We start from the raw sequence: 11,000 nt of genomic DNA, 5'->3' as shown, positions 1-11,000 counted from the left end.
GGCGATCTCGGCCCGGACGACCCCGACCGGGTCCACCCGGCGGATGTTGTCGTCGCCGGGCACCTTGACGCCCTTGACCACCTCGGTGTTCACCTCGCCGATCTCGAAGGCGGGACTGGACGCCGGCGTCAACTCGGGCCAGAGCCGGGCCGGCCCGACGGCCGTCGGCGTCGGCCCGGCCCCCACCAGCCCCCCGGCGTCCCCGCAGCCCACCGCACCGACGAGCAGGAGAGCGACGCCGGCTGCACACCGAGCGACTCTTCGGGGCTTGCGGCGGCGGCTTCGGAGGCGGCCGGGAAGGCTGCGGACGCGGCTGGCGGGCACTGCACTCCTGCGGTTCGAGGGCGATCACACGGCTCGGACCGACCGTCGGCCCCGTACACCTTATTCGTAAGGAAGTCCTATTTGCGCGCGGCAGCCCGTGTGCCGCCCTACTCGGTGAGTTCCTCCAGCAGCCGGGCCGTCGCCAGCCCGGCCCGCAGGTAGTCGACGAACAGTTCGTTGTGCAGCGCCCAGGGCGAACGGCGCTCCCGGATCAGCCGGATCGCCGCGTCGGCGGAGCTCCCCCGCCGCATCAGCGCGTGCGCCACGACGAGGCCGGAGCGGTTGTACCCGTGGTAACAGCGGACGAGGATCTTGCGGCCCCCGTCCAGCGCCTCGCACGCGGCCTCGGCCAGCCGGATCACACCGGCGAGCTGCGTCCCGTCGAGCGGCCCGTCGGGGATGGGCCAGACGTGGTGCTGGACGTCCGGATCGGGCCCGTGCCCCGGCAGCCGCAGCAGCGTCTGCACCAGGTCGAACTCGTCCCGTACGACGGCGAACTCCGGATGGCCCAAGCCCCCGGTGTACTCGTGGCCGCCCATCCACAACCCGGGGACGACCTCGTTCCAGGGGCTCTCCGGAGCCGGTACATCGGGTTTCCTGCGGGTACGCAACGGCGCCTCCCCAAGCATCACCGCCCGAGGGCCTGCCCGGCCGGCCGGACCCCTCTCAAGGTAACCGGGTTCTTGCCCCGGCAGCACCCCGCCTGTTCCCATGGTCTGGGGTGATGGTGCATGGACGGACTGCGCGTCATACCGGCCTGGCGGCACGGTCAGGAACGGCTGTACGTCTGCCTCCCGGACGGCAGGAACATCGCCTGGTACGACCGTGAGGCCGGCCGGGTCAACCTGCTGGGCGAAGACCGTGAGGACGACGTGCTCCGGACCCTCGGGCCCTTCATCACCGGCCCGGTGACGGTGGGGCCGCCCCCGGTGCCGACCCCGGCCGAGCTCGCCCGGCTGACCCTGCACCCCGACGACGACCTGGCCCCCAACCGCCCCGGCGAGGCCCTCCTCGTCGCCCTCGACCGCGATCCCGGACCGGCCCGCCGACTGCGCCCCGACCCGCGCCGCCGGGCCCTGGAGGCGGAGCAGACGGTCGGGGACGCCCTGGACCGCCTGGACGGCGCCGGCTGGCACGCCGTGCACTCCGTCCCGCTCCCCGGCGGCGGCCGCATCCACCACCTGCTGATCGGCCCCGGCGGGCTGTACGCCCTGCACGCCCTGTACGCGCGCAAGCAGCGGGTGACGGTCGCCGACCCCATGGTCACCCTGGGCCGCCGCGAGCCGACCGCCCTGCTCCGCGGTCTCCGCGCCGACGCCGACCGCGCCTCCTACGCCCTGACGGCGGAGGTCCGCCCCGTCCTCGCCCTGGTCGGCCCGACGGCCGTGGCGGTCCCGGCCGCTCCGCGCGAGGTCCGCGTCCTCACGGACCTGGAGGTGCCGACCCTGGCCCGCCAGGGCGGTGTCCTGAAGCCGGCGGACGTGGAGGCGCTGCACGCGGTGGCGCGGGACCGGAACACCTGGACGCGGGTGTGAGGGCGCGCCGCCTGACTGAGAGCGTGCGAGGTCCGCAGAGTTAGGGCAGCCGGCCCGCGCTGTCCGGGTCGAGGAGCGGGGCGAGCAGGTCGCCGTAGTCCTGCACCCGGGCCGCGATGTCTCCCGCGTGGAGGTCCAGCCGGCCGGGCGAGCCGCACTCCTCGATCTCTTCCCAGGTCACGGGCGCCGAGACGGTCGGCTCGGGGCGGGCCCGGAGGGTGTAGGGGGTCGCCGTGGTCTTGCGCGCGGCGTTCTGGCTCCAGTCGACGAAGACCTTCCCGGGGCGCAGGTTCCTGGTCATCCGGTGCAGCGCGAGCCGGGGCATGGCCTTCTCCGCCTCGACGGCCAGCGACTTGGCGTACTCCGACACCCGCTCGGAGGACGCCCCGCGCACGGCGGCGAGCAGGTGCAGCCCCTTCGAGCCGGACGTCTTGGCGTACGTCTCGATGCCGTCCGCCGCGAGCCGCTCCCGCAGCCACAGCGCGACCTCGCAGCACTGCACGATGCTCGCGGGCGCTCCCGGGTCCAGGTCGAAGACGATGCGGTCGGCCTCGTCCGGCGTGCCGACGAGCCACTGGTGGGTGTGGAACTCCGTGACGAGGTTGGCCGCCCACATCAGGCTCGGCAGGTCCTGCACCAGGACCATCCGCGAGGGTCCCTCGACCCGCGGCACCTCGGCGGTGGTGACCCAGTCGGGCGTACCCGGCGGGACGTTCTTCGTGAAGAACACCTGCCCGTCCGGCCCGTCCGGATACCGCAGGAAGGACACCGCCCGGTCGCGCAGATGGGGCAGCAGGACCTCGGCGACGGTCGCGTAGTAGTGCAGGACCTCGCCCTTGGTGAAGCCGGTGGCGGGATACAGCACCTTCTCCAGATTGCTGAGCGGGAGCCGTCGCCCCTCCACCACGGTGATAGGCGCCATACGATAAGAATCCCACGCGAATCGTTACAAACGCTCCCGAGAGTGACCGGAAGGGTGCTGCACGTGAGATCCATATGGAACGGCGCCATCTCCTTCGGCCTGGTCAGCATTCCGATCAAGCTGGTGAACGCCACCGAGAGCCACTCGATCTCCTTCCGCCAGATCCACACCGAGGACGGCGGCCGCATCCGCTATCGCAAGTTCTGTGAGCTGGAGGACCGCGAGGTCACCCAGGGGGAGATCGGCAAGGGCTACGAGGACGCGGACGGCTCGATCATCCCGATCACCGACGAGGACCTGTCCAGCCTGCCGATCCCGACGGCCAAGACGATCGAGATCGTCGCCTTCGTCCCGGCCGACCGGATCGATCCGCTCCAGATGGACGCCGCGTACTACCTCCAGGCGAGCGGCGCCCCGGCGGCGAAGCCGTACACCCTGCTGCGCGAGGCACTGAAGCGCAGCAACAAGGTGGCGATCGCCAAGTTCGCCCTGCGCGGCAGGGAGCGCCTGGGCATGCTCAGAGTCGTCGGTGAGGCCATCGCCATGCACGGCCTGCTGTGGCCGGACGAGGTCCGCGCCCCCGAGGGCGTGGCCCCCGACACGAACGTCACGGTCCGGGACCAGGAGCTGGACCTGGCCGACGCCCTGATGGACACCCTGGGCGAGGTCGACCTGGAGGACCTGCACGACGAGTACCGCGAGGCCGTGGAGGAGGTCATCGCCGCGAAGGCCGCCGGCGAGGCCCTGCCGCAGGCCCCCGAGCCGGCCGCGGGCGGCAAGGTCCTCGACCTCATGGCGGCCCTGGAGAACAGCGTCCGCGCGGCACGCGAGTCCCGGGGCGAGGAGGCCGGCGAGCACGCCGAGGTCAAGTCGCTCCCGCAGCGCACGACGGCCCGCGCGGCGCCCAAGCAGACCGGCGGCAAGAAGTCGGCGTCCACCGCGAAGAAGACGGCGGCCAAGAAGACCACGGCGTCCGCGAAGAAGACGACGGCCAAGTCCGGCCAGGGCACGAAGAAGACGGCGTCGAAGAGCACCGCGAAGAAGACGACCACGAAGAAGTCGACCCCCCGCAAGCGCCCGGCCTGACCCGCAGGGCCTCCTCGGACCGGCCCTGCCGGGTCGGACGGTCTTTCACGGCGCGTACGTGATGTTCGGCCGGGGCGGCCCGGCCATGCCCGCCCCGAGGAAGTAGTCGACGTGGTGGGACTGCATATAGCCCTTGAACGTCATGGCGTTCCGATAGGCGGGGTTGTGCGCCAGGGTGTACAGCCGGTGGGTCGTCGGCCGGTCGGTCGTGAAGACGATCAGCTCGTCGTAGGACGCGTTGGTGTAGACGGCCTCCTCGCGCCAGTCGCCGAAGAGGTCGCCGACGAGGGTCGGACCGCCCTGGGCGGCTTTGACGGCGCCGTGGTTCCAGGTGCTGACGAGCCGGGGCAGGCTGCCGCTCGGCGTCGGACGGGCCGGGTCCCACTTCTCGATCTTGCCGTCGTTGAGCAGTTCCACGGTGAGGTCCCCGTCCCACCACAGACCCAGCTGCGGCCAGGGACGCAGCGAGGCGTCCGGCTCGGCGAGCCGGTTGGTGCCCGCGTTGTAGAGGCCGGAGAAGGACCAGACCTCCATCCCGGGAAAGCGCGGGTCGACGTCACCCGCCATGCCACGGCCGACGTCCCCGGGACCACCGCCGTGCCGCCAGATCACGTTGCCGTTCGCGGCGTCGTAGTAGTACTCGAGCAGGCCGCTCGGGTTGTCCTGCTGCACGCCGTAGCCCTCCAGGCCCGGGCGGCTCGGGTCCATGTCGGCGATGTGGAAACGGTCGCCGTGGACGATGCCCTTCGGCCCCATCGAGTAGCGCAGCGAGCCGTTGCCGCCCAGCACGAACCCGATCTCGGCGACCTCGTCCGTCCCGTCGCCGTCGACGTCCAGGGCGCGCGTGTTGTGCCCGTCGGGCGCGTCCTGGCCGCCGCGCTGCCACGTCCACTGGCGGTCCAGCGAGTCCCCGTCGAACTTCCAGGCACCCATCATCAGGTTGAACGCCCCGTCGTCCCGCCGGTTCTTCATGTAGGCGACCAGGCTCGGCGTGGTGCCGTTGAGATACGCCACGCCGAGGCGCGCGCCCATCGGGCCGTCCGCCAGATACGTCGTGGGGACGGCGGACCAGTTGCGCAGTGCCCCGGTCCGGCCGTCGAGCACGGCCATGAACTGCCGCGCGTCGTCCTCGTGCGTCCAGGTCGTCCCGTCGCCGAACCTGACCCCGTCGGCGATCCGCAGGGCGACCTCGGCACGGCCGTCGCTGTCGAAGTCGTAGACCGTGACGCCGTCCCAGTGGCCCAGGTCGATCGCGGACGACCCCGGCTCGATGTTGTCCTGGTTCCGGCTGTTCGGACCCAGGTCGACCTCCCAGAGGAAGTCGCCGTCACCGCTGTACGCCTCCAGCTTCTGCGGGGAGGTCTGCCGGTCGACGACATAGTCGTACTCGCCGTCGCCGTCGAGGTCGCCGACCCAGACGAACTTCACCGGACCGCCGGGCCGTAACGGCACGCGCACCACGGGTTCCACGGCATGGCCGGCCGACAGGGTGAAGGCACCGCTGGGCGCCTGCTCCCGACCGTCGACGACCGGGGTCACGCGGTAGCTGTTGGCGCGTGTGAGATCGGCCGTGGAGTCGGTGTAGTTCGTTCCGCCGGTCAGCACACCGGAGTTGAGCTTCACGTACGCGCCGCCGGCCGTGGACCGGTACACGTTGAACCCGATGCCCTCCGGGTCGAGCCCCAGCAGCCGCCAGGAGACCAGGACCTGGGTGCTGCCGGCGCGCACCGCCACGACGCCGCGGCCGAGGTTCTCCATCACGCGTGCGGCCTTCACCGTCGGGGCGGGGCTCGGGGCGGTGACGGTGAGTGCGGCGCAGACGGCGAGGGCCGTCGCGGTAATCCTCATGCGCATGACAACACGATCTCCTTCACGCCGGGTGGTTAAAACGTTTTCACCGCTGCGATGGAAGCACCGAGCTGAGTGCCCGTCAATACTGGCGGAGCGCCCAGGGAATCCGATCGGAAACGCTTACAGGATGCCGAAGACACTCAGTGGTGCTCGGAGACGAGCACCGCACGAGTACCGGGCTCCAGCGCCTGGAAGACATGCGGGACATCGCCGGGATAACAGATGTAGTCACCCGGGTGGAGTTCCACCGGCTCGTCGGCGATGCCCACCAGGGCCCGGCCCGAGCTGATCACGACGTGCTCGACGACCCCGGGCGGGTGCGGCGCCGAGGAACGCTGCGGCCCGGGCTCGGCGGCGACGCTGTAGACGTCCCGCCGGGCGCCCGGCGGTGAGGCGGCGAGGAGCGTGGCCCGGTAGTCGCTCTGCTCGGACCCGACGGCCGGCCCTTCCCCCGCCCGGATCACCTGGACCTGCGGCCGCGCCACGGCCACGAGCCGCGAGAAGGGGATCTCCAGAGCCACACAGAGCGCCCACAGCGTCTCCAGGCTCGGATTCCCGGTGCCCGACTCCAGCTGGGAGAGCGTGGACTTGGCGAGCCCGGCCCGGCGGGCGACCTCGGTGAGGGACAGCCCCGCCCGGACGCGCTCCGCCCGCAGGGAGGCGGCGATCACTTCGATCGGGGGCTTGGGGGCGGGCCCGGCGTCGGACATGGCGTGTTCGCTCCAACGGTTGTTCGTTCGTCTTGACGAACATCCTAAGCCCGTTCACCATAAAAAACATGCGTTCGCTAGCGAGAACACTGGAGAACCGGCTCCTCCGCGACATCGTGCTGGTCTGCCTGGCGGTCGGGGTGATCGGCCTGTCCTACGGCGCCGTCGCGGTCACGTCCGGGTTCGCCTGGTGGTTCCCGGCCCTGACGGGCGTGCTCGTCCTGGCCGCCTCGTCCGAGTTCCTGTTCGTCGGGATCATCGCCGCCGGCGGCAGCCCGATCGCGGCGCTGCTGGCCGGACTGCTCGTCAACGCGCGCCATCTGCCGTTCGGTCTGGCGGTGCACGACGTCCTCGGGCGGGGCCGGCGCGGAGTGCTCGGCACGCATCTGATGAACGACGAGACGGTCGTCTTCGCCCTCGCCCAGGACGAGCCGGAGCGCAAACGGGCCGCGTACTGGCTCTGCGGCCTGGGCATCCTGATCTGCTGGCCCGTCGGCGCCGCCCTGGGCGCACTGCTCGGCAGCGCCGTGCGGGACACCGACGCCCTCGGCCTGGACGCCATGTTCCCCGCGGTGATCCTGGCGCTGATCCTGCCGGCGCTGCAGGACAGACCCCTGCGGCGCACGGCACTGGCCGCCGCGGCCCTGGCCCTGACCGTCACCCCGTTCCTCCCGGCGGGCCTGCCGGTCCTGCTGGCTCTGGCCGCCCTGCCCCTGTTCACCCTCAGGACGAGGAAGAAGGCCACACCGTGAGCGACACCGCGGTGAGCGACGCCGTACCCCTTCCGCCGACGCTTGCGGCGATGCTCGCCCTGGCGGCGGGCACCTTCCTGCTCCGCCTTGCCGGACCGGCCCTGCGCGCGAGATACACGCTCCCGGAGCGCGCCGAGAAACTGCTGGAGGTCTCAGCGGTCCTCCTGCTCGCCGCCCTGGCCACCACGTCCGCCCTCACCGAGGACCAGGCCTTCACCGGCCCCGCCCGGCCGCTCGGGGTCCTGGCCGGCGGGGTGCTCGCCTGGCGCAGGGCCCCGTTCCTCGCGGTCGTGCTGGCGGCGGCGGGCACGACGGCACTGCTGCGACTGGCGGGGGTGCCGTGACACTCCCTTCGGCGACCTGGATCTTTCAGGCCGCCTACCTGGATCCTTCAGGCCACGCGCCGCCCCTCCTGCCCGGACTCGCCCTCGTCCTCCTCCTCATCCGGCAGATGGACATCGCCGACGGCGATGTTGACCTCGACGACCTCCAGCCCGGTCATCCGCTCCACCGCGTTGATGACGTTGGTCCGCACATCCGCGGCGGTGTCGGCGATGGCGGCGCCGTACTCGACGACGACATCGAGATCGACGGCGGCCTGGCGCTCGCCGACCTCCACCTTCACCCCCTGGGTGACCCCGCTGCCTCCACCCGGCACGCGCTGGCGCACGGCCCCGAAGGCCCTGGTCATCCCTCCGCCGAGGTTGTGCACCTCGGGGATCTCGCGGGCCGCCATGCCCGCGATCTTCGCCACGACCACGTCCGCGACAGCGGTGCTTCCCCGTGCCTCCGGGGGAGCGGTGCCGTCTCCTCGACGGCCCTGCGAAGCCGTGCCCCCGTCCTGCTGTCCCGTCCCAGTTGCGGTGTTTCTGCGCTGTGTGGTCTCCGTCATGACCGTCACCTCGTTGATCGGTGCGGGGTGTGAGCTATGAGCAGCGTCGTTCCTGTGCACCCTTATCTACGGTAGAACACTGGTGCATATGGGGCGAAAGTGCAGAAACCCCCGAAGGGTCGCTCACTGAACCAGACGATCGACGTGGCGCTGAAGAACGGCCGACGCCGTCTCCGCCGACTGATGCCCCGCGAGGACGTGCACGGTGAGACCGTCGGCGACGGCGAGGAGCGTGTGCGCCTCCTGGGCGGCGTCGAGGTGCGGCGGAATCTCCTGGGTGTCCTGTCCGTAGCGGATGAGCCACACGACGAGATCATGGAGCTTGCCGTACGTCTCACGCAGGACGGCGGCGAGCCTCTCACTGGCGGGAGCATGGCTGACGAAGGCCAGCCACACATGCGCCCCGGCCCTCGACTCCTCGTCCAGCAGGGCGAGTTCGGCCAGCGTGTGCGACAGCAGGGTGGACGCGGACTGTGGGGTGGAGGTCGCGGCGATGCGCTGGGTGGCCCGCTCACTGACGCGCTGTGAGATGTGCTCGAGCGCGAAGAGCAGCATGTCCTCCTTGGTGCGGAAGCAGCGCTGTACGGCCCCCATGGACACGTCCGCCTCGGCGGCGACATCCCGGAGGCTCACGGCCTCCATCCCGGAACGCGCGATCAGAGCGCACACCGCCTCCGCGATCCGCAGCCGCCGCTCCTCGTAATCGACCTGCTTGGGCACGCGCTGCTCCTCCCCGGCCTCTCTTTTCCGATGCACTTGCATCATAACCGCCACCCCTGCACGATGTGATGCGACTGCATCGAAAAGAACGCCCGAAGGGACCCCGCCATGCCGAAACAGCAGCTCAACACCTCGAAGACCGACTCAGGCCAGGGCCTGCTCTGGCTGTTCGGCACCATCCTGTCCATCCAGGGCTTCGGCTCCGCCATCACAGAGGCCGGCTGGAACACGAGCTTCGGCGTCGCGGGCCTGATGCGGGCAGCGCACGTCCCTGAATGGGGAACACTCCTGGTCGGCTGCGCTGGCGCGGCCCTCCTGGCGACGGCGGTGCGGCGCCGCTACACGAAGAGCCGGGCTGGTCGGCGGCCTTGAGCGGCCCCAGGCATGCCAATGCGCCGGGTGCTGGAGTACCTCGCGAACGCCGTGCGGTGTGCGATCGAGCAGGGCGGACTCCGGGCCGACCCGATGGCCATGACGTACGCCGCCTGAAGAGCCGCCCGCAGGGCGGCAGACCGGTGCCGTTGCCGAAGTCGTCGAAGGCGCCGACAACGGCGTTGGGGTCCTCAGTACCTCTACCGCCCGTCTTGGTCGCCGTCCTGCGGACTCACCTGAAGGAGTTCGGGACCGGGGCGCATCGACTCACCGTCGGCCGCCGATCGCTGCGAGGCCGCAGGTATCACGGTTGGATCGACGGTCACGAGGAAGCCGCGAACGCGAGGATTGCGAAAGTGCTGGATGACGAGGGCGACACGATATGAGACAGGCAATGTTAGGGAGTCAGTTTTCCAGAATTCAATCAAGTTGGAAGTCCCCCAAGTGGCGCAACCCCGCATCTGGAGTAACTATTGAGGAAGGCATGGCGGACCCCCCCTAGTACATGGGTAAGTCACTTCCGCCCAGCCCAGGCGAGCGTGAAAAAGAGTCATCGAGAGCTCTCTTGGAGAGGTTGGAGAAAATGTCAGTAGTCGACATAGGGTGGGCCACCGTAGCCGCCAACAGCTCCTTCGAATGGTTCAATCACGGCTGGAATTCCAATCAATCAGTCGTGTACAGCATCATCGTCTTCCCGGGGACGGGTGTGCCCAATCCAGTGGGGCACGCGACACTGACGCAAGGCGAGTCGTTCCAGCACGTAGACGGCACGAAAGCTTACAAGTTCTACATACGGAACAATGCACCGTTTAACTCATGCGACGTGCATGTTCTCGCGCAAGTCGGTTCCCTGTAAACGTGCATGTCCGGGAAGGCGGAGGGCAATCATGTCGACGGTGAAAGTCACGATCGTGCACGACGAGGTGGGCCGCATTGTGTCCGTAGCGCGTCCCGCACCCGATGCACAGATCACGGTACTGAGCGGCGAAGGGGAGTCTGTGCTGGAAACGGAAGTCGGCGAAGAACTTGTACGTGAGCTGGCGAGCGGGAAGCACAGGGTCGACGTCGCAGGCCAACGCATCGTTCCCTATAACGGGTAACGCTATACAGCGGGAGAGACGAGAAAGGGCGGGAGTCAGTGAGACTGACTCCCGCCCTGCGCGTGTCTGCGCGGACCTGGGATTCACGCACTGCTCATACCCCGGCCGATCCTGCGCCTGAAAGGGTTACGTCCCAGTCTTCCGGCGCACCGATCAACATTTCACATTGATCCAGATCCAGGGATCGCACCTCGATTGCCAATTTCTTACCCTCGTCCAGGTGGGCCTGGAAATAGGCAATAGTATGCTCATTGGCAGCAAGAGCGGCCGCCGTGTTGTAGTAGGCGTCAGACACACGCTGGCCAGCGCTATACATCTGCTCGATATCACCCTTATGCTCGTCGGGCTGTTCCAGCCCTCTCCAACTCCCCACGAGGTGCGAAAATGCGGCGCCAACGTTCCTATGCTTTACCGCCGCGGAATCGAGTTCAGACTGCGTCGGGTTGGGCTTGTCCAGTGCAATGAGAGCGCTCCTCGTCTCTTCAATCTTGTTAGTAATTTGGGGCCCTTCTTGCTCGCAAATGGCGTTGACTTTACCTTTCCAATCGCTGAAGCTGGGAGCTTTGCTCTCACAGCGCGTCAAGAAGAACGCCAGGATGCCGACTCCAGCCGACAGCGCACCCAGCCACCAGCCGATGTTGCTCCGCAGCTTGCTCCCCCGTGTCCCCTGTGACGGCTCAGCACCCATGCGTCCACGCTGCCCCCGGCCGTGTCCGGACGCATCCGGATGGGGCCG

The 11,000-nt window shown here is 69.4% G+C and carries 13 protein-coding genes and 1 pseudogene; 6 read left to right on the top strand and 8 right to left on the bottom strand.

The window, feature by feature from the left end:
* Positions 1 to 228: pseudogene (locus CCL05_RS13805) on the bottom strand (hypothetical protein); the annotation flags it as partial.
* A gap of 203 nt (positions 229 to 431) precedes the next feature.
* Positions 432 to 935 (bottom strand): protein-tyrosine phosphatase family protein, encoded by a 504-nt coding sequence (locus CCL05_RS13800; protein ID WP_086560789.1) that lies wholly within the window; start codon positions 933 to 935, stop codon positions 432 to 434.
* 120 nt (positions 936 to 1,055) lie between these two features.
* Here CCL05_RS13800 and CCL05_RS13795 point away from each other — a divergent pair, with 120 nt between their 5' ends.
* Entirely contained in the window at positions 1,056 to 1,859 is an 804-nt protein-coding gene (locus CCL05_RS13795; RefSeq protein WP_086560788.1) for a nuclease-related domain-containing protein, read from the top strand.
* Positions 1,860 to 1,899: 40 nt separating this feature from the next.
* Here the strand turns inward: CCL05_RS13795 and ligD are convergent, their stop codons facing one another.
* Positions 1,900 to 2,781 carry a non-homologous end-joining DNA ligase gene (gene ligD / locus CCL05_RS13790; protein ID WP_086560787.1) on the bottom strand — a complete coding sequence of 294 codons (882 nt, stop codon included), beginning with the start codon at positions 2,779 to 2,781 and terminating at the stop codon, positions 1,900 to 1,902.
* 63 nt (positions 2,782 to 2,844) lie between these two features.
* On the opposite strand from ligD, the gene ku reads away from it, so the two are divergent.
* On the top strand, positions 2,845 to 3,867 hold the full coding sequence (gene ku, locus CCL05_RS13785) for a non-homologous end joining protein Ku (RefSeq protein WP_483025071.1): 1,023 nt from the start codon (positions 2,845 to 2,847) through the stop codon (positions 3,865 to 3,867).
* Positions 3,868 to 3,912: 45 nt separating this feature from the next.
* On the opposite strand, the gene CCL05_RS13780 is transcribed toward ku, so the two are convergent.
* Both CCL05_RS13780 and CCL05_RS13775 read right to left on the bottom strand, forming a co-directional pair.
* Positions 3,913 to 5,721 carry a rhamnogalacturonan lyase family protein gene (locus CCL05_RS13780; RefSeq protein ID WP_244204261.1) on the bottom strand — a complete coding sequence of 603 codons (1,809 nt, stop codon included), beginning with the start codon at positions 5,719 to 5,721 and terminating at the stop codon, positions 3,913 to 3,915.
* Positions 5,722 to 5,858: 137 nt separating this feature from the next.
* A complete protein-coding gene (locus CCL05_RS13775) occupies positions 5,859 to 6,428 on the bottom strand; it encodes a helix-turn-helix domain-containing protein (RefSeq protein WP_086560785.1) in 570 nt (189 codons plus the stop codon).
* Positions 6,429 to 6,496: 68 nt separating this feature from the next.
* On the opposite strand from CCL05_RS13775, the gene CCL05_RS13770 reads away from it, so the two are divergent.
* Both CCL05_RS13770 and CCL05_RS13765 read left to right on the top strand, forming a co-directional pair.
* Entirely contained in the window at positions 6,497 to 7,180 is a 684-nt protein-coding gene (locus tag CCL05_RS13770) for an AzlC family ABC transporter permease (protein WP_086560784.1), read from the top strand.
* Between the two features lie 50 nt (positions 7,181 to 7,230).
* Positions 7,231 to 7,524, top strand: coding sequence for an AzlD domain-containing protein (locus CCL05_RS13765; protein ID WP_086560791.1), 294 nt, complete (start codon positions 7,231 to 7,233; stop codon positions 7,522 to 7,524).
* Positions 7,525 to 7,571: 47 nt separating this feature from the next.
* Here CCL05_RS13765 and CCL05_RS13760 read toward each other — a convergent pair whose 3' ends face one another.
* Together CCL05_RS13760 and CCL05_RS13755 are read right to left on the bottom strand one after the other, a co-directional pair.
* On the bottom strand, positions 7,572 to 8,072 hold the full coding sequence (locus tag CCL05_RS13760) for an Asp23/Gls24 family envelope stress response protein (RefSeq protein WP_086560783.1): 501 nt from the start codon (positions 8,070 to 8,072) through the stop codon (positions 7,572 to 7,574).
* Between the two features lie 123 nt (positions 8,073 to 8,195).
* Positions 8,196 to 8,792, bottom strand: a complete 597-nt coding sequence (locus CCL05_RS13755; protein WP_086560782.1) for a TetR/AcrR family transcriptional regulator — start codon at positions 8,790 to 8,792, stop codon at positions 8,196 to 8,198.
* Between the two features lie 108 nt (positions 8,793 to 8,900).
* Between CCL05_RS13755 and CCL05_RS13750 the strand changes: the two genes are divergently transcribed.
* Together CCL05_RS13750 and CCL05_RS13745 are read left to right on the top strand one after the other, a co-directional pair.
* A complete protein-coding gene (locus CCL05_RS13750) occupies positions 8,901 to 9,164 on the top strand; it encodes a hypothetical protein (RefSeq protein ID WP_086560781.1) in 264 nt (87 codons plus the stop codon).
* Between the two features lie 887 nt (positions 9,165 to 10,051).
* A complete protein-coding gene (locus CCL05_RS13745) occupies positions 10,052 to 10,264 on the top strand; it encodes a hypothetical protein (protein WP_086560780.1) in 213 nt (70 codons plus the stop codon).
* 94 nt (positions 10,265 to 10,358) lie between these two features.
* Here CCL05_RS13745 and CCL05_RS44485 read toward each other — a convergent pair whose 3' ends face one another.
* On the bottom strand, positions 10,359 to 10,952 hold the full coding sequence (locus tag CCL05_RS44485; RefSeq protein WP_143589877.1) for a hypothetical protein: 594 nt from the start codon (positions 10,950 to 10,952) through the stop codon (positions 10,359 to 10,361).
* Between the last annotated feature and the right edge of the window lie 48 nt (positions 10,953 to 11,000).

This window comes from Streptomyces africanus (genome assembly GCF_002150735.1).
Taxonomy (GTDB): domain Bacteria; phylum Actinomycetota; class Actinomycetes; order Streptomycetales; family Streptomycetaceae; genus Streptomyces; species Streptomyces africanus.
This window is presented reverse-complemented; position numbering and strand designations above follow the sequence as displayed.